This is a genomic window from Streptomyces inusitatus (assembly GCF_014651115.1).
GTDB classification, from domain to species: domain Bacteria; phylum Actinomycetota; class Actinomycetes; order Streptomycetales; family Streptomycetaceae; genus Streptomyces; species Streptomyces amakusaensis.
Genome location: NZ_BMWG01000007.1, coordinates 261997 through 279307, shown reverse-complemented (window position 1 = coordinate 279307; position 17311 = coordinate 261997). Strand labels below are relative to the sequence as shown.

15 protein-coding genes and 1 pseudogene are annotated in these 17311 nt (G+C 71.8%); 5 read left to right on the top strand and 11 right to left on the bottom strand.

Annotated elements, in window-relative coordinates; translation table 11 throughout:
- Positions 1–4: 4 nt before the first annotated feature.
- The 8 genes from hpnC to IE247_RS14990 form a co-directional block, all read right to left on the bottom strand.
- Entirely contained in the window at positions 5–961 is a 957-nt protein-coding gene (gene hpnC, locus IE247_RS15025; RefSeq protein ID WP_190123584.1) for a squalene synthase HpnC, read from the bottom strand.
- A 460-nt stretch (positions 962–1421) separates the two neighbouring features.
- Positions 1422–2207, bottom strand: coding sequence for an ABC transporter ATP-binding protein (locus IE247_RS15020; RefSeq protein WP_190123583.1), 786 nt, complete (start codon positions 2205–2207; stop codon positions 1422–1424).
- Complete coding sequence (locus tag IE247_RS15015) at positions 2200–3129, bottom strand: ABC transporter permease (RefSeq protein ID WP_190123582.1); 930 nt, start codon at positions 3127–3129, stop codon at positions 2200–2202. Before IE247_RS15015 ends, IE247_RS15020 begins: the two co-directional genes overlap by 8 nt.
- A gap of 101 nt (positions 3130–3230) precedes the next feature.
- Entirely contained in the window at positions 3231–4085 is an 855-nt protein-coding gene (locus IE247_RS15010) for a glycosyltransferase family 2 protein (protein WP_190123614.1), read from the bottom strand.
- 35 nt (positions 4086–4120) lie between these two features.
- Positions 4121–4903: a CDP-alcohol phosphatidyltransferase family protein gene (locus IE247_RS15005; protein ID WP_190123581.1), complete on the bottom strand. Its 783-nt coding sequence runs from the start codon at positions 4901–4903 to the stop codon at positions 4121–4123.
- Positions 4881–5942 (bottom strand): iron-containing alcohol dehydrogenase family protein, encoded by a 1062-nt coding sequence (locus IE247_RS15000; RefSeq protein ID WP_190123580.1) that lies wholly within the window; start codon positions 5940–5942, stop codon positions 4881–4883. Before IE247_RS15000 ends, IE247_RS15005 begins: the two co-directional genes overlap by 23 nt.
- A complete protein-coding gene (locus IE247_RS14995; RefSeq protein WP_190123579.1) occupies positions 5930–6682 on the bottom strand; it encodes a phosphocholine cytidylyltransferase family protein in 753 nt (250 codons plus the stop codon). The genes IE247_RS15000 and IE247_RS14995 overlap by 13 nt, the downstream gene beginning before the upstream one ends.
- On the bottom strand, positions 6679–8511 hold the full coding sequence (locus tag IE247_RS14990; protein ID WP_190123613.1) for a DUF5941 domain-containing protein: 1833 nt from the start codon (positions 8509–8511) through the stop codon (positions 6679–6681). The genes IE247_RS14995 and IE247_RS14990 overlap by 4 nt, the downstream gene beginning before the upstream one ends.
- 323 nt (positions 8512–8834) lie before the next feature.
- On the opposite strand from IE247_RS14990, the gene galE reads away from it, so the two are divergent.
- From galE to idi, 3 genes are all read left to right on the top strand, one after another.
- Positions 8835–9818, top strand: coding sequence for a UDP-glucose 4-epimerase GalE (galE, locus tag IE247_RS14985; protein WP_190123578.1), 984 nt, complete (start codon positions 8835–8837; stop codon positions 9816–9818).
- Positions 9819–10101: 283 nt separating this feature from the next.
- Positions 10102–11043: a cation diffusion facilitator family transporter gene (locus IE247_RS14980; RefSeq protein ID WP_190123577.1), complete on the top strand. Its 942-nt coding sequence runs from the start codon at positions 10102–10104 to the stop codon at positions 11041–11043.
- A gap of 103 nt (positions 11044–11146) precedes the next feature.
- The gene (gene idi, locus IE247_RS14975) at positions 11147–11770 is read left to right on the top strand and encodes an isopentenyl-diphosphate Delta-isomerase (protein WP_229869122.1); all 624 of its coding nucleotides are present in this window, start codon (positions 11147–11149) and stop codon (positions 11768–11770) included.
- On the opposite strand, the gene IE247_RS14970 is transcribed toward idi, so the two are convergent.
- A complete protein-coding gene (locus IE247_RS14970; RefSeq protein WP_190123576.1) occupies positions 11736–12275 on the bottom strand; it encodes an ATP-binding protein in 540 nt (179 codons plus the stop codon). The genes idi and IE247_RS14970 overlap by 35 nt on opposite strands.
- Before the next feature lie 154 nt (positions 12276–12429).
- Positions 12430–13092: an HdeD family acid-resistance protein gene (locus IE247_RS14965; RefSeq protein ID WP_229869121.1), complete on the bottom strand. Its 663-nt coding sequence runs from the start codon at positions 13090–13092 to the stop codon at positions 12430–12432.
- A 75-nt stretch (positions 13093–13167) separates the two neighbouring features.
- Here IE247_RS14965 and IE247_RS14960 point away from each other — a divergent pair, with 75 nt between their 5' ends.
- A complete protein-coding gene (locus tag IE247_RS14960) occupies positions 13168–13947 on the top strand; it encodes an enoyl-CoA hydratase/isomerase family protein (protein WP_190123575.1) in 780 nt (259 codons plus the stop codon).
- Positions 13948–13953: 6 nt separating this feature from the next.
- Here IE247_RS14960 and IE247_RS14955 read toward each other — a convergent pair whose 3' ends face one another.
- A complete protein-coding gene (locus IE247_RS14955) occupies positions 13954–14595 on the bottom strand; it encodes a DJ-1/PfpI family protein (protein ID WP_190123574.1) in 642 nt (213 codons plus the stop codon).
- Between the two features lie 220 nt (positions 14596–14815).
- Here IE247_RS14955 and IE247_RS14950 point away from each other — a divergent pair.
- Positions 14816–17230: pseudogene (locus IE247_RS14950) on the top strand (Tex family protein); the annotation flags it as partial.
- Positions 17231–17311: the final 81 nt, after the last annotated feature.

Sequence of the window (17311 nt, the reverse complement as noted above, 5' to 3'; positions counted from 1 at the left end):
CGGCTCACCTCTCTTTACGCGTTCTTCGCAGGACGGCTCCCGTTTCACGCAGCAGTCGCGTCCTGGCGGTTCTGGGCGGGCCGGGCAGTACGTCGTGTCCGGCGGACCTGATCGCGGCGAGGGCTGCGTACCCTCCCGCGACGAATCCGGCGAGCAGCAGCCGCAGTCTGCCGTCGACGCTGCCCACCAGCGGCGCGCCCTCGTCCAGCAGACGGCGGGCACGGTCCGCCTGGTAGGCAACGAGGGCGCGGACGGATGCGTTCCCGGTCGCGGCCGAGAGATCGGTCTCACTGACGTGGAAGCGCCGCATGTCCTCGGCGGGCAGATAGACCGGGCGGGGGGGGAGGCCCGCGGAGCCGCCCGGGGGGCGCCGCGCGTTGGGGAGCGGGGTGCAGAGGCCGCCCGGGGGGCCCCCCCGCTCGGGGCTCAGGACTCCGCCGACCTGGAGGACGAGGTTTCCGACGGGGTTGGCGGACAGCTCGCAGTAGGCGAGGAGTTCGTCGTACGTCTCGTAGCGGGTGACCAGCTGGTCCTGGCGGTTCGCCTCGATCAGGCCGAGGAACGGCTCGATGGTGAGGGAGCGGGCGCGGACAGTGGGGCGCAGCGCGCGCAGCAGGGGGTGCCGGGGCCCGTCGCCGGAGCCGTCGGAGGAGCCGTCGGGGCCGTCGCCGGGTGCGGCGAAGACCCTTCGCAGATCCGCCTCGAAGGCGTCGAGCATGATCAGCCGGTCGTCCGCGTCGGCGGGGTCGACGCCGAGATGGCGGGCGTCCGCGCCGCCGGGCGCGAGGTCGCCGTCGCCGATGTCGTCGACGAGCCGCGCGTAGCCGTAGAGGGCCATGATGTGCTCGCGCGAGGCGCGCGGCAGGAAGAAGGGGGCCACGGGGAAGTTCTCGGCGGTGGCCTTGTCGAGGGTGCCGCGCGCGCCGGGGTCCGCCGGGCGCGTCGGCCGGGTCGCGGTCATCGGTGGCTGCCTGGGGCGGGGACGGCGAAAGTCTCGCGGGGCTGGAGATATCCGATCATTGCCGTCACATCTCCCGTTCTACACTGCCGATCCAATCCATCCCATTTCGGACACGCCGCCGGTCTTCCCGACCGCGCGAGGTCCGCCCGTCGGCCCGGGCATCGGGGACGTATCGCCCCACTTGCCGTGATTCCGCACCGGTCCAGCTTACGTTGCGCGACGCCCGGGTCATGTGTCCGGGCGTCGCGGTCCCTGCAAGAGCGCCGCACTCGCGGTCAACCTTCCCTCATGGCCCCGGTCTTGATCTTCGCCATGACGCTCCGGGGCCCGTATCGCCGTGGTCACGGCCGATGCGCGGCCGTCATATGACAGGACGCGATAAGGCCCCCGCCCGGATGTCAAAGCGGGGGCCTCGATCAGGACCGGCTCCGTCGCCGGCCCCTTGGTCTCGTTCTGGTAACTACTTGCCGGTTTCCTTTTCGTACGCCTTGAGGACCTCGTCGGTGGGCCCGTCCATCAGCAGCTCGCCCTTCTCCAGCCAGAGCACACGGTCGCAGGTGTCCCGGATCGACTTGTTGCTGTGGCTCACCAGGAAGACCGTGCCGGCCTCCTTGCGCAGCTCACGGATGCGCTGCTCGGAGCGGATCTGGAACTTGCGGTCACCGGTGGCGAGGGCCTCGTCGATCATCAGGACGTCGTGGTCCTTGGCCGCCGCGATGGAGAACCGCAGCCGCGCGCCCATGCCGGAGGAGTAGGTGCGCATCGGCAGCGTGATGAAGTCGCCCTTCTCGTTGATCCCGGAGAAGTCGACGATGGACTGGTAGCGGTCGCGGATCTGCTCGCGCGACATGCCCATGGCCAGTCCGCCGAGGATCACATTGCGCTCGCCGGTCAGATCGCCCATCAGCGCCGCGTTGACGCCCAGCAGCGAGGGCTGGCCGTCGGTGTAGACATGGCCGCGCTCGGTGGGCAGCAGTCCGGCTATGGCGCGCAGCAGCGTCGACTTGCCGGAGCCGTTGGTGCCGATCAGACCGATCGCCTCGCCCCGGTAGGCGGTGAAGGAGACGCCGCGCACGGCGTGCACCTCGCGCACGCCCCGCTGCTGCTCGCCCTTCTTGCGCCGCAGGATCCGGCTGAGCGCGGCGGTGGCACTGCCCCGGCCGCCGGCCGAGCCGTGGACGCGGTAGACGATGTGGACGTCGTCGGCGATGACGGTGGGGATTCGCCCGGTGTTGTTCTCAGCCACGGCCATACCGTTCCTCAGCCTTCCAGAAGTACACGAAACCAAGGATGCCGAACACGAGCGCCCAGCCCAGCGCGAGCGCCCAGACATGGTCCGGCAGGTTCGAGGAGCCGTAGCCGTCGATCAGCGCGAAGCGGATCAGGTCCATGTAGACGGCGGCCGGGTTCCACTGGAGCACATCGGCGATCCAGGACGGCTTGTCCTTGAGCATCAGCGGGATGGAGAACATCACGCCGGAGGCGTACATCCAGGTCCGCATGATGAACGGCATCAGCTGGGCGAGGTCGGGCGTCTTGCTGCCGAGCCTGGCCACGATCAGCGCGAGGCCGGTGTTGAAGACGAACTGGAGCGCCAGCGCGGGGATGATCAGCAGCCAGGACAGCGTGGGGTAGCTGCCGAAGCCGATCACGATCAGGACCAGCACGATCATCGAGAACAGCAGCTGCTGGAGCTGCTGGAGCGCGAAGGAGATGGGGAGCGAGGCGCGCGGGAAGTGCAGGGCCCGCACCAGCCCCAGATTGCCCGAGATGGCCCGTACGCCCGACATCACGGAGCTCTGGGTGAAGGTGAAGACGAAGACACCCGTCACCAGGAACGGCACGAAGACCTCGTCGGACATCCCGCCCCGGGTCCCGAGGATCAGTCCGAAGATCAGGTAGTAGACCAGCGCGTTCAGCAGCGGGGTCACCACCTGCCAGAGCTGGCCCAGCTTGGCCTTGCTGTACTGGGCGGTCAGCTTGGCCTGCGAGAAGGCCAGGATGAAATGTCGCCGGCCCCAGAGCTGACGCACATACTCGGCCAGTCCCGGGCGGGCGCCGCTGACCGAAAGACCGTACTTGGCGGCGAGCTGCGCCGGGGACAGGGCATCGTCGGCCGATGGCCGGGCGGTCATCGTGATCGCACCGTCAGGGGATGTGTCACTCACAAGGGATACTTTCGTCTTCGAGATGCGCGGCAGTGGGGGCGCGGCTCCGGGTCGTCGCCGGAATCCCGGAGTGCGCCCGGAGCTCTCAAGGCCCAAGCTTGTCAGATCACCGGAGGCCGGCCCAGTCGGGTGAGCCTCCACACAGTTCGCCACTTCATGGGCCGGCGGGGACCGCAGGGGGTTCGCCAGCCTTCCGTGAATCCGCCCGCCCAGGCCTTCAGGGCGGCCCCCGAGGGACGGCGGGCGAGGGTGAGCAGCACCCAGACGGCGAGATAGACGGGGACCAGCGGCGCGGGAAGGTTGCGGCGCGCGAGCCAGACCCGGTTGCGGGCCACCATCCGGTGGTAGACCGCGTGCCGGGAGGGGGCCGTCGTGGGGTGGTGCAGCACCATGTCCGAGCGGTAGTCGATCATCCACCCCGCGTCCAGCGCCCGCCAGGCGAGGTCGGTCTCCTCATGGGCGTAGAAGAACTCGCCGGGCAGCGGTCCGACCTCCCCGATCACCTTCGTCCGCACGGCGCTCGCGCCGCCCAGGAAGGTGGTCACCCGCGAGGAGCGCATCGGGTCCGCGGCGCGCAGCCGGGGGACGTGGCGGCGCTGGGTGGCGCCGGTCTCCGGATCGGCGATCCGGAACGAGAGGATGCCCAGCTCCGGGTCGGCGGCGAAGGCCTCGCGCACCAGCTCGGCGGTGTCGGTCCCGGGGAGGAGACCGTCGTCGTCGAGGAAGAGCAGGGCGTCGACCTCGGACCCGGCGGGCCCGAACGCCTCGATGCCCGCGTTGCGGCCGCCGGGGATGCCCAGGTTCTCGGGCAGCTCGACGGTGCGCACGCCCGGGGGGAGGTCGTCCGCCCCGGTGACGGGGGAGCCGTTGCCGACGACGACGACCTCCACCCGGTCGCCGTCCTGCCCGGCGACCGAGTCCAGCAGGGCGCGCAGATCATCGGGGCGGTCCCCCATGGTGATGATCACCGCGCCCAGCCTGAGGTCCGCCGTCACTTCAGCCTGCTCGAAGCCAGGATCGACACCAGGTGCAGCAGGGTCTGGACGACGGCGATGCCGGCGAGGACCGCGATGCCGAGGCGGGTGAAGAAGAGACCGTCGCCCTGGACGGTGTCGAGGACGGCCATCACCAGGATGAAGAGGCTGGCCTCGATCCCGCCGACGAGCCGGTGGAACTTGAGGGCGGCGGCGGCGCGGCGGGCGAGCGCCAGACCGGAGGAGCGGGGTACGGAGGCCTCGTCCTTGACGGCCGGCAGTCCGCTGCGCTGGCGGGCGACGTCGACGAGGTCGGTCTCGGCCTTGATCAGGATCGCGCCGAGGGCGGCGACCGTGCCGAGGAAGGCCCACAGCCACTCGGGGCGGCCGTCGCCGAAGGCGTCGGCCCCGCGGACTCCGAAGCCGACCAGGAGGGCGGCCTCGCAGATGTAGTGGCCGATCCGGTCGAGATAGATACCGGTGATGGAGGTCTGTCCGCGCCAGCGGGCGACCTCGCCGTCGACGCAGTCGAGCAGCAGATAGAGCTGGAAGAGGACGGCGGCGAGGATCGCGCCGGTCAGCCCGGGGATCAGCAGGGCCGCGCCGCCGATGACCCCCACCACGATCATGAGGTGGGTCAGCTGGTTGGGCGTGATCCTGGTGTTCACCAGATACGGGTCGATGTGCAGCGAGATTTCCCGCATGTACAGGCGTCCGGCCCAGTGCTCGCCGCTTCTCCGGTCCTTCACTCCCTCCGGGTGAACGACCGGGCGGAGCTCAGCTACGGATGGTCTTGGCATAGTCGGCGTACGCGTCCCTGATCTGGTCGGTGGTGAGGTCGAGGTGTTCAAGGATGGTGAAGCGGCCCGGCCTGGTCTGCGGGGCGTACTCCACGGCCGCGACGAACTCGTCGACGGAGAAACCGATTTCGGCGGGCAGCACGGGCAGGCTGTGCCGCCGCAGCACCTCCGCGAAGAGCCCGGCCTGCTGGTGGGCCCCGCGCAGATGCATGGCGAAGGCCGCGCCGAGTCCGACCTGTTCGCCGTGGCTGGCGGCGCGCTGCGGATACAGCAGGTCGAAGGCGTGGCTGATCTCGTGGCAGGCGCCGGACGACGGGCGGGTGTCACCGCTGATCGACATGGCGATGCCGGTGAGGACGAGCGCCTCGGCGAGCACGGTGAGGAACTCGTCGTCGGCGACCGAGCCGGGGTGGCGCAGTACGGACTCCCCCGCCGTGCGGGCCATGGCGGCGGCGAGTCCGTCGACGGGCTCGCCGTTGACGCGGTGGGAGAGTTCCCAGTCCGCGATCGCCGACAGATTGGAGACCGTGTCGCCGACGCCGGAGCGGATGAACCGGGCCGGGGCGTCGCGGATCACATCGAGGTCGATGACCATGGCGATGGGCGTGGGTACGCCGTAGGAGCCCCGGCCGTTGTCGTTGTCGAGGGTGGCGACCGGCGAGCAGATGCCGTCGTGCGCCAGATTGGTGGCGACGGAGACCAGCGGCAGGCCGACCCGGGCCGCCGCGTACTTGCTGACGTCGATGATCTTGCCGCCGCCGAGGGCGACCACGGCGTCGTACCGCTGTCCCTTGATGGCGTCGGCGAGCCGGACGGCCGAGTCGATGGTGCCGTCGGCGACCTCGAACCAGTCCGCGCCCGGCAGCGCCGGCTCCAGCTTCTCGCGCAGCGCGCGGCCGGAGCCGCCGCTCAGCGCGACGGCGAGCTTCCCGGACGCGGAGATCCGCTGGTCGGCGAGGAGGCCGGCCAGATCGTCCAGCGCTCCCCGCCGGATGTCGACGACGACCGGCGAAGGGATGAGCCGGGTCAGTACAGGCACGCGATCTCACGGCCCTTCGCGAGGTCGTCGTGGTTGTCGATCTCCACCCACGGCACGTCCCCGATGGGGGCGACGTCCACGGTGACGCCTCGGTCGATCAGTTCCTGGTAGCCGTCCTCGTAGTAGAGGTCGGGGTCGCGCTCGAAGGTCGCCCTGAGGGCGTCCGCCAGCTCCTCGGCGGCCTCGGGCTCGATCAGGGTGACGCCGATGTACTCGCCGGTGGCGGTGGCGGGGTCCATGAGCTTGGTGATCCGGCGGACGCCGAGACCCTCCTCGGTGATCACCTTCATCTCCTCGTCGGCGAGGTTCTTCACCGTGTCGAGGGCGAGGATGATCTTCTTGCCGTCGCCCCGGGCGGCGAGCAGGGTGCGCTCCACGGAGACCGGGTGGACGGTGTCGCCGTTGGCGAGGATGACGCCCCGCTTCAGGACGTCACGGGCGCACCACAGGGAGTAGGCGTTGTTCCACTCCTCGGCCTTGTCGTTCTCGACGAGGGTCAGCTTGAGGCCGTACGCGGCCTCCAGCGCGGCCTTGCGCTCGTAGACGGCCTCCTTGCGGTAGCCGACGACGATCGCGGCCTCGGTGAGACCGATCTCGGCGAAGTTGGCGAGGGTCATGTCGAGGACGGTCTTGGAGACCCCGTCCAGCTCGGGGCCCACGGGCACGAGGGCCTTGGGAAGCGTGTCGGTGTAGGGGCGAAGACGCCGTCCGGCACCGGCGGCCAGGACAAGGCCGATCATGCGGGTTCTCCTTCGTCATGTACGGCGGGCGCGGCGGAGGACACCCAGAAGCGGATGCTCTCCACCAGCACCACGAGTGCGACGACGACGGCCAGGGCCGTCAGCGCGATGGTGAAGTCGGTGGCGGTGACCAGTGCGGCCAGCAGCGCGACGGCCAGGATCCGGCCCTCGTGCCCGCCGATCACCCGCACCAGCCACTGCGGCGGCGCCCCGGTGCCCCCCCGGATGCGGTAGACCGTGTCGTAGTGATGGTAGGCGACCGCCGACACCAGGCCGAAAGCGGCGGGCAGCGCCCCGTCCACGTCGGCGCGGGCGGCCAGGGCCAGGATCGTGCCGTACTCGGCGGCCCGGAAGGCGGGCGGGACCAGCCAGTCGAGCGCGCCGCCCAGCGGGCGGGCGACGGCGAGGCCCGAGGTGAGGACATAGCCGACGGCGGCGAGGAGCGGCCAGAGGGACCCGTACGGGCTGAGCGCGGCGGTGGCGGCCAGCGCGCCGCCGCCCAGCAGGGCGATGACGGGCGGGGCGATCGCGGGCAGCCGGCGCGCGAGCGGGCGGGCGGCCCGGGCGACGGTCTCGGCGAGCGGCCCGGAGTCGGCCAGCTCCGCCAGCGCCCGGGTGGCGCGCTCGGTCCTGGTGGCCTTGCGGGTCAGCGAGCGCAGCAGCCGTCCGGCGGTGGTGTAGCAGGCGGCGAAGCCGCAGCCCACGAGGAGCGCGTAGAAGACGATCCGGGGGGTGGTCACGGCGGTCAGCACGGCGATCATGGCCCAGCGCTCGCCGATCGGGAGCACGATCATCCGGCGCACCCACACCGTCCAGCCGACGCTGTCGAGCTTGTCGGAGAGGGCGGCGGTGGGGCTGGTGTTGGAGACCGCGTCGTGGTTGGCCTCGTTGAAGGAGAAGTCCACGACATGGCGGCAGGTCTGGAGGACCATCGCGCCGAGCGCCAGCGCCCACACGTCGTCGCCCGCCCGCGCCGCGCCGAGCGCCAGGCCCGCGTAGAACGCGTACTCCTTGGCCCGGTCGAAGGTGGCGTCGAGCCAGGCCCCCATCGTGGAGTACTGGAGGGAGTAGCGGGCGAGCTGGCCGTCGGCGCAGTCCAGCACGAAGGAGAGGAGCAGCAGCAGACCGGCCACGGCGAAGCCGGCCCGGGTGCCGGTCGCGGCGAAGCCCGCCGCGATCAGCGCGGTGATCAGCGACGCGGTGGTGACCTGGTTGGGGGTGAGGCCCCGGCGGGCGCACCAGCGGGCGATGTGCCGCGAGTACGGGCTGACGCAGTAGGTGGTGAAGAAGCCGTCACGGGCCTTGACCGAGGAGCGCAGCCGTACGGCCTCGTCGTCGACGGCCAGGACGGCCTGCCGGGCCTCGTTGCGCGCCTGGGGGTCGCCGGGGACCGTCGCGACGAGGGAGCCGAGATCGGGCCGGTGCACGGGGGTGCCGTCGGTCTCCACCCCCTGGGCGAGCACATCGGGCAGCACGGTGTCGGAGGAGATCGCGGCCGGGGCCCCGGCCGCCGCCCGCGCGGTGTCCGGCTCGCCGGCCCGGGCGAGCGCCCTGGTGAGGGCGGCGCGGCCGGCGGGCTGGACGGTCAGCGCGCCGGGGACGGCGGCCGCCGGGAAGCGGGGGTCGGTCAGCGCGAGGCGCAGCGAGTGGACGTGCCCGACGAAGCGGGCGTCCACGACGGCGACCCGGTCGGCCCCCGGGACCTCGGCGAGCAGCTCGGCGGTCCGGTCGGCTCCGGGGGAGACGCGTACGTCGAAGCCCAGCGACCGCAGATCGCCCTCAAGCGACGAACCGGGCACGGGCGGACCGGTGAGGATGGCGGTCGACAGACGAACTCACTCCTTGGAACCGAGGGTGTGGGTGCGCGACGGCCCGGCCCGTCACTCGGGCGGCAGCACGTCGGCAAGGCTTCGGCAGAGGCTATCGGATGCGCTCAGAGGGGAGTTCACTGGCCGTTTACGCCCCGATCGGGCACCGGTCGCCGTGACGGAACCCCGGCGGGGGCCCAGTCGGAGATCATCATCGTCGATCAGTGCCCCGGCCCACAAACCCGCCCCCCGGGAGAACGGCGCGATCCCGGGCGGGCCCGGGGCCGCGCTCATGATCGGCGCGGGCCCGGGGCGATCCGGGGGCCAGGCCATAGGCTGACGGTATGACGTGGCTGATAACAGGTGGAGCGGGATACATCGGCGCGCATGTGGCGCGGGCGATGACGGAGGCCGGCGAGCCGGTCGTCGTGCTGGACGACTTGTCGTCCGGCGTGATCGAGCGACTGCCCGAGGGGGTTCCGCTGGTACGGGGGGCCGTCCTGGACCGGGAGCTGCTGGACCGGACCCTGGCGGAGCACGAGATCACGGGGGTCATCCATCTCGCGGCCAAGAAGCAGGTCGGGCAGTCGGTGGAGGAGCCGCTGCGGTACTACCGGGAGAATGTGCACGGGCTGACCGTGCTGCTGGAGGCGGTCGTCAAGGCCGGGGTGAGCACCTTCCTCTTCTCCTCCTCGGCGGCCGTGTACGGAGTGCCCGAGCTGGATCTGATCCCGGAGTCGGCCCCCTGCGTCCCGATCAACCCCTACGGCGAGACCAAGCTGGCCGGGGAGTGGCTGGTACGGGCGGCCGGGCGGGCGCACTCCCTGTCGACGGCGTGTCTGCGGTACTTCAATGTGGCCGGCTCGGCCGCCCCCGAGCTGTCGGACATCGGGGTCTTCAACATCATCCCGATGTTCTTCGACCGGATCACCCGGGGCGAGGCGCCGCGGATCTTCGGCGACGACTATCCGACGCCGGACGGCACCTGCATCCGCGACTACATCCATGTGGCGGATCTCGCCGACGCTCATCTGGCGGTGGCCCGCAGGCTCGCCGCGCAGCGGACGCCGGGCGATCTGACGGTGAACATCGGACGCGGCGAGGGGGTCTCGGTGCGGGAGCTGGCCTCCCTGGTGGGCGAGGTCACCGGGCGGGCGGTGGAGCCGGTGGTCGAGCCGCGCCGTCCGGGCGACGCGGCGAAGGCGGTGGCCTCGGTCGGGCTGATCGGCGAGGAGCTGGGGTGGACGGCCTCGCGCGGGGTGCGCGAGATGGTCGAGTCGGCGTGGGAGGGCTGGTGCCTGCGGCACCCCGAGGCCCGCGCGCGATGAGCCTCCCGGCCGCCGCGGGAGAGACCGTCCGGGTGTTCCCCGGGCGGACCGTCCCGGCCTTCGCGGGATGACCGGACCGGGTGCGCGGCGGCTGTCCCCCGCGGCGCGCCCGGCAGGTCCGAAATGATCTCGCACCGCGCTGACCTGCGGATCGACCTGCGGATCGTTTCCGCAGGTCAGGCGATATGACAACGGTGTTCAGTGCCGTGTTGCCCATACCCCCCACCCGTAGTTGACTGAGGTCGGAATCAGACCGATCTCCGACGACTGGGAGGCGTTTTCGATGGGGGCTGGGCACGACCACGGACACACACACGGAGGACCGCCGCCGACCGGCACCGCCGCCGCGGCCTACCGGGGGCGGCTGCGGATCGCCCTGGGGATCACCCTGGGCGTGATGGTCCTGGAGATCGTCGGCGGGTTCGTCACCGGTTCGCTCGCCCTGGTCGCCGACGCGGCCCACATGGCCACCGACGCGGTGGGCCTCGCCATGGCGCTGCTGGCCATCCACTTCGCCAACCGGCCGGCGAGCGCCAACCGCACCTTCGGCCTCGCCCGCGCCGAGATCCTCTCGGCGCTCGCCAACTGTCTGCTGCTGCTGGGCGTCGGCACCTATGTGGTGTACGAGGCGATCCAGCGGTTCATCACGCCCACCGAGACCGCGGGCGGGCTGACGATCGTCTTCGGCCTGATCGGCCTGATCGCCAATGTGATCTCCCTCTCGCTGCTGATGCGCGGGCAGAAGGACAGCCTCAATGTGCGGGGCGCTTATCTGGAGGTCCTGAACGACGCGCTGGGCTCGGTCGCGGTCCTGGTCTCGGCGACGGTGATCCTCACCACCGGCTGGCAGGCGGCCGACCCGATCGCCTCGCTGCTGATCGCGCTGATGATCGTGCCGCGCACGGTCAAGCTGCTGCGCGAGACGCTGCGCGTACTGCTGGAGATCGCGCCCAAGGACGTCGACATGGACGAGGTACGGGCGCACATAGTGGCACTGCCCGGGGTGGAGGACGTCCACGATCTGCACGCCTGGACGATCACTTCCGGGATGCCGGTGCTCTCCGCGCATGTGGTGGTGAGCCAGAGCGTGCTCGACTCCATGGGCCACGAGAGGATGCTCCACGACCTTCAGGGCTGCCTAGGATCGCATTTCGACGTGGAGCACTGCACCTTCCAGCTGGAGCCCGCCGGCCACGCGGAGCACGAGGCCAGTCTCTGTCACTGACGCCCGGGGAGGACATGCCCGGCCGTTCGAAGTGAGGACAAGCCGCTTTTGTACGGCAGACTGGGCAGGCCCCTCAGGGCGAGGACCTCAGCGAAGGATGGTTATGCCGACCTCACCGACCTCACCGGCCACCGCCACGGACAGCCCGTCGACGGACAGCGCGTCGAGAGCCACCGGTGCGCCACCGGAGATCCTGCTCGAACTGGTCGACGAGCACGGCACCACCATCGGCACCGCGGAGAAGCTCACCGCCCACCAGGCCCCCGGGCTGCTGCACCGGGCGTTCTCGGTCTTCCTCTTCGACGAGCGGGGACGGCTGCTGCTCCAGCGCCGCGCCCTGGGGAAGTACCACTCCCCCGGCGTCTGGTCGAACACCTGCTGCGGCCATCCCTACCCCGGCGAGGCTCCCTTCGCCGCCGCCGCCCGGCGCACCCATGAGGAGCTGGGGCTGTCGCCCTCGCTGCTCGCGGAGGCCGGCACGGTCCGCTACAACCACCCGGACCCGGCATCGGGCCTGGTGGAGCAGGAGTACAACCATCTCTTCGTCGGACTGACGCGGACCGCGCCCCGGCCGGATCCCGAGGAGGTCGGGGAGACGGCCTTCGTGACCCCGGCGGAGCTGGCCGAGCGCGACGCCTCGGCCCCGTTCTCCGCCTGGTTCCACACCGTGCTGGACGCCGCGCGCCCCGCCATCAGGGAGCTGACGGGCCCGGCCGGCGGCTGGTGAACGCCGTCGGTGCCGCCGCCGGGCCCGCTCCCGGCGGCGGCACCGGGGTCAGCGGCACCGGGGTCAGTGGCAGCTCGGCCCAGACGACCTTGCCGCCCCGCGCGGTCCGCTCGACATGGTGACGGCCGCCCGCCTCGCGGGTGATCTCCCGTACGAGCATCAGCCCGCGTCCGCCGGTCCGCCGGCAGTCCGACTCCAGCGCCCTGGGCCGGCAGGGGTGGTCGTCCTCGACGGAGACCCTGATCCGGCCGGCCCGGACGGCCAGCTCGACGGAGAGTTCGGGCGAGAGCGGGGCCGCGTGCCGGACGGCATTGGTCACCAGCTCCGAGACGATCAGCAACAGCCCGTGGACGACGGGATCGCCCGTCGGCACACCCTGGCGGCGCAGCAGATCCCGGACGGTGTGCCGGGCCCTGGGCACCGACGCCTCGGTCGCCGGGGCCGTGAATCTCCACACCCCCTCGCACGACCGTGGCCGGGCGGGGACACTCCCGCGGCTCTCCATGGATCCGGCACCCACCCTCGGCTCGACTGCCCCGCTTCTTCTTGGGGAGCAAGTGTTGGCAGCGAGCCGCCCCGGACCGGGGCACTGAACAGAAATCAGTGGCAATCGGCGTTTTCTGACCGAGCGCGTATGACAGGGGCAGTTGTACGACTGCTTATGGCCGGTCACCCGGGGCATTACCGGAAGCACTCGTACCGCTTCCAGGGCCGGGCTCAGGACCGGATCCCGGCCCCTGACCGGACCCCGGCCCCGGCCCCGGGTCAGTGACCGCGCCGACGATCCGGCGGCCGCCGACGCCGATGGCGATCAGCCCGAGCCCGTCGAAGAGCAGCGCCAGCGAGAAGAAGAGCCCCAGGACGTACCGGCTGCTCTCCGGCCAGTTGCCGAGCACCAGGATCCCCAGCAGCAGCAGAAAAGCGCCCTGGAAGAGCGTCCAGCCGAACTGCGGCCCGCGCACCACCAGCGAGCCGACCAGCCGGAAGAGCCCGCCGGTCAGGAAGAGCAGCGCGGCGAAGAGGGTCAGTGTCTCCGCCGACCCCTCGGGGTGGCGGATGACGACCACGCCCGCCGCGATGTTCAGGGCGGCGACCACCACGGCCAGCCAGAAGTACTCGCTGCCGCGCGACTGGACCGCCTGGACCAGGCCGACGACCCCGCCGATCAGCAGCAGCCAGCCGAAGAGGAGCATGGAGGTGAGCGTCGCGAAGCCCGTGTACACGAGCCCCACCACGCCCGCGATCACGAGAATCACTCCGAGGGCGGCCAGCAGGCCGAAGCCCCGCTTCAGCTCTTTGGGACCCTGGACGGTATCGGCCATCGTCTCCTCCTCGCCGCACCCCCCTCGTACCCCTTCTTGATCGTAAGTCCGGGCGGGCGGGATAGCATCCGGCGCATGGAGCAGCCGGAATCCCCGCCGCGGCTGACGCACACCGTCGCCGACGGCGTCGCCACGGTCGTGATCAGCAACCCTGCCAGGCGCAACGCGATGACCACCGGGATGTGGAAGGCGCTGCCGGAGCTGCTCGACTCGCTCGCCGGGAACCGGGCCGTACGGGCCCTGGTGCTCACCGGCGACGGGCCGACGTTCTGCGCCGGGGCGGACATATCCTCGCTGCCGGGGCCGCACGGGCCCGGCGAGTCCCCGCAGGAGCTGGCGGTGCGCGCCGAGGAGGCGCTCGCCGCCTTCCCCCGGCCGACGCTCGCCGCGGTGCGCGGCCACTGCGTGGGCGGCGGCTGTCAGCTGGCCGCCGCCTGCGATCTGCGGTTCGCGGAGGAGGGCGCGTCCTTCGGGGTCACCCCGGCGAGGCTGGGAATCGTCTATCCGGCCTCCGCCACCCGCCGGCTGGTCGCGCTGACCGGGCCGTCCACGGCCAAATATCTGCTGTTCTCGGCCGAGTTGATCGACACGGCACGGGCGCTGCGCACCGGGCTGGTGGACGAGGTGCTCCCCGCCGGCGGGCTGGACGAGCGGGTCGCCGCGTTCACCTCGGTCCTCGTCGGGCGCTCGTCGCTGACGCAGACGGCGGCCAAGGAGTTCGCGGCGGGCCGCCCGGGCCGGGACGCCCACTGGGCCGCCCGGGCGGCGGAGCAGGCCGCCCCGGGCGGCGACACCGCGGAGGGCGTCGCCGCCTTCCTGGAGCGGCGCGCGCCTCGCTTCACCTGGTGGGAGTGAGAGCGGTCAGCCCTGGTCGGGGGTGTTCCGAGGCTGTGCCCGCCAGTGGGCGACGATCTCGGGCGGGGCCTTGTCGGGGGATCCGGCGTCGTACGGGGGGTGCGGATCGTACTCGGTGAGCAGCTGGACGGTCCGGGCGAGATCGTCGCCGCCGATCCGGCCGAGCAGATGCAGCGCCATGTCGATGCCGGCGGAGACCCCGGCGGCGGTGACGTACTTCCCGTCGAAGACGACCCGCTCGCGCGTCGGCACCGCGCCCAGCGGGGTCAGCTCGTCCATGGCGAGCCAGTGCGTGGTGGCCCTGCGGCCGGTGAGGAGTCCGGCCCCGGCGAGCACCAGCGAGCCGGTGCACACCGAGGTGGTCCAGGTGCTGGTGGCGTCGGCGGTGCGCAGCCAGTCGAGAATCTCCGGGTCGCGCCCGGCCGCGTCCGAGCCCGGGCCGCCCGGCACCAGCACGATGTCGGGGTCCGGCACCTCGGCGAGGCTCCGGTCGGCGACCAGCGTGAGCGAGCCCTGGTCATTGCGGACCGGTCCGGCCTCCCCGGCGACGAAGACGGTCTCGGCACCGGGTATCCGGCCGAGGAGTTCATAGGGGCCGACGGCGTCGAGGGTGGTGAAGCGGTCGTAGAGCAGTACGGCGATACGCACGGTGTCTCCCCTTCGATGACGGTGACCGCGGTGACCGCGGTATGGAAAAGGCCGGTTGGGGCCGGTAGTACAGGAGAAACCGTAGGGCCCCACGGCGCCGACGGGCCCGGGGCCTGCTCCGGGGGCTTCGAGGACACGGCCTAAAGGCGACATCTTCACCGCGCACCCGGCACAATGCAGTCTCAAGCACAGCCAGCAGGAGAAGGCGAGTCGGGGAAACGTGACGACGTCCATCGAAGGCAGGATCGCCGAGGAACTCGGCGTACGGGAGCGTCAGGTCAGGGCGGCCGTCGACTTGCTCGACGGCGGTTCGACCGTGCCGTTCATCGCGCGTTACCGCAAAGAGGCGACCGAGACGCTCGACGACGCGCAGCTGCGCACGCTGGAGGAGCGGCTGCGCTATCTGCGGGAGCTGGAGGACCGGCGGACCGCGATCCTTCAGTCCGTGCGCGAGCAGGGCAAGCTGGACGGGACGCTGGAGGCGCGGATCCTGGCCGCCGACACCAAGGCGCGCCTGGAGGACATCTATCTGCCCTTCAAGCCCAAGCGCCGGACCAAGGCGCAGATCGCCCGTGAGGCGGGGCTGGAACCGCTGGCCGACCGGCTGCTGACCGACCCGTCGGCGGATCCGCTGACCGCCGCCGCGGCCTTCGCGGACGCGGACCGGGGTGTCGCGGACGGCGCGGCGGCCCTGGAGGGCGCGCGGTCGATCCTCACCGAGCGGTTCTCGGAGGACGCCGACCTGATCGGCGAGCTGCGCGAGCGCATGTGGACGCGCGGCCGGGTCGCCGCGAAGGTCCGCGAGGGCAGGGAGGAGGCGGGGGCGAAGTTCGCCGACTACTTCGATTTCGCCGAGCCGTTCACCGAGCTGCCCTCCCACCGGGTGCTCGCCATGCTCAGGGGCGAGAAGGAGGATGTCCTCGATCTGGCCCTCGAACCGGAGGAGGCCGTGGACGGCCCTTCGGCGTACGAGTCCATGGTGGCCCGCCGCTTCGGTGTGGCCGACCGGGGCCGCCCGGGCGACAAGTGGCTGGCGGACACGGTCCGCTGGGCCTGGCGGACCAGGATCCTGGTGCATCTCGGCATCGATCTGCGGCTGCGGCTGCGCACGGCGGCCGAGGACGAGGCGGTACGGGTCTTCGCGGCCAATCTGCGGGATCTGCTGCTCGCCGCGCCCGCCGGCACCCGTGCCACGCTCGGCCTCGACCCCGGTTTCCGTACCGGGGTGAAGGTCGCCGTCGTCGACGCGACCGGCAAGGTCGTCGCCACGGACACCATCCACCCGCATGTGCCGGCGAACCGGTGGGACGAGTCGCTGGCGAAGCTGGCCCGGCTCGCGAAGGAGCACTCGGTCGATCTGGTCGCCATCGGCAACGGCACGGCCTCGCGCGAGACCGACAGGCTCGCCGGTGAGCTGATCTCCCGCCATCCGGAGCTGAACCTCACCAAGGTGATGGTCTCGGAGGCGGGCGCGTCGGTGTACTCGGCCTCCGCCTTCGCCTCGCAGGAGCTGCCGGAGCTGGATGTGTCGCTGCGCGGGGCGGTCTCCATCGCGCGCAGGCTCCAGGACCCGCTGGCGGAGCTGGTGAAGATCGACCCCAAGTCGATCGGGGTGGGTCAGTACCAGCACGACCTGGCCGAGGTGAAGCTCTCGCGCTCGCTGGACGCGGTGGTCGAGGACTGTGTGAACGGCGTGGGGGTCGACGTCAACACCGCTTCCGCGCCCCTGCTGTCGCGGGTCTCCGGCATCAGCGCCGGGCTCGCCGAGAACATCGTGGCCCACCGGGACGCCAACGGGCCCTTCCACTCCCGCAAGGCGCTCAAGAAGGTGGCCAGGCTCGGCCCCAAGGCGTACGAGCAGTGCGCGGGCTTTCTGCGGATCCGGGACGGCGAGGACCCGCTGGACGCCTCCAGCGTGCACCCGGAGGCGTATCCGGTGGTGCGCCGGATGGCGCGGACGGCGGGCGGCGAGGTCGCCTCGCTGATCGGCAACGCCGGGGTGCTGCGGTCGCTGCGGCCGGGCGAGTTCGTGGACGAGTCCTTCGGTCTGCCGACCGTGACGGACATCCTGCGGGAGCTGGAGAAGCCGGGGCGCGACCCGAGGCCCGCCTTCCGGACGGCGACCTTCAAGGAGGGCGTCGAGAAGATCGGCGATCTCTCCTCCGGGATGGTCCTCGAAGGGGTGGTCACCAATGTGGCGGCCTTCGGGGCCTTCGTCGACATCGGCGTCCACCAGGACGGTCTGGTGCATGTGTCGGCCATGTCCAGGACCTTCATCAAGGATCCGCGCGATGTGGTGAAGCCGGGCGACGTGGTGAAGGTCAAGGTTCTCGACATCGACATCCCGCGCAAGCGGATCTCGCTGACACTGCGTCTGGAGGACGAGGCGGCCCCGAAGTCCGCCGACGGCCCGGAGCAGGCCGGCGGGGCGGGCCGGGGCCGCCGGGAGCGCGGCGGCGGCCGTCCGCAGCAGCAGCAACAGCGGCAGCGCGGCCGGCAGGACGGCGGCGGTGGCGGACGCGGCGGTGAGCGCCAGGGCGGCGGGCGCGGCGAGCGGCAGGGGCCGCCCCCGGCGAACAGCGCGATGGCCGACGCGCTGCGCCGCGGGGGGCGGAGGGCCCCGGGCGGGGGGGGGTGCCCCCCGCGGGGGGGGGCGGGGGGGCGAACAGGGGGGGGGCCGGGGGGGGGGGGGCGCCCCCGCCCCCCCCCCGCCGTC

Coding starts and splice junctions, on each gene's coding strand:
- IE247_RS14970 (WP_190123576.1), bottom strand. CDS start 12,275: ATGGAGAGCCGCGGGAGTGTCCCCGCCCGGCCACGGTCGTGCGAGGGG.
- IE247_RS14980 (WP_190123577.1), top strand. CDS start 10,102: ATGGGGGCTGGGCACGACCACGGACACACACACGGAGGACCGCCGCCG.
- idi (WP_229869122.1), top strand. CDS start 11,147: ATGCCGACCTCACCGACCTCACCGGCCACCGCCACGGACAGCCCGTCG.
- IE247_RS14960 (WP_190123575.1), top strand. CDS start 13,168: ATGGAGCAGCCGGAATCCCCGCCGCGGCTGACGCACACCGTCGCCGAC.
- IE247_RS15010 (WP_190123614.1), bottom strand. CDS start 4,085: ATGGGGGACCGCCCCGATGATCTGCGCGCCCTGCTGGACTCGGTCGCC.
- IE247_RS15005 (WP_190123581.1), bottom strand. CDS start 4,903: ATGCCAAGACCATCCGTAGCTGAGCTCCGCCCGGTCGTTCACCCGGAG.
- IE247_RS14995 (WP_190123579.1), bottom strand. CDS start 6,682: ATGATCGGCCTTGTCCTGGCCGCCGGTGCCGGACGGCGTCTTCGCCCC.
- IE247_RS14965 (WP_229869121.1), bottom strand. CDS start 13,092: ATGGCCGATACCGTCCAGGGTCCCAAAGAGCTGAAGCGGGGCTTCGGC.
- hpnC (WP_190123584.1), bottom strand. CDS start 961: ATGACCGCGACCCGGCCGACGCGCCCGGCGGACCCCGGCGCGCGCGGC.
- galE (WP_190123578.1), top strand. CDS start 8,835: ATGACGTGGCTGATAACAGGTGGAGCGGGATACATCGGCGCGCATGTG.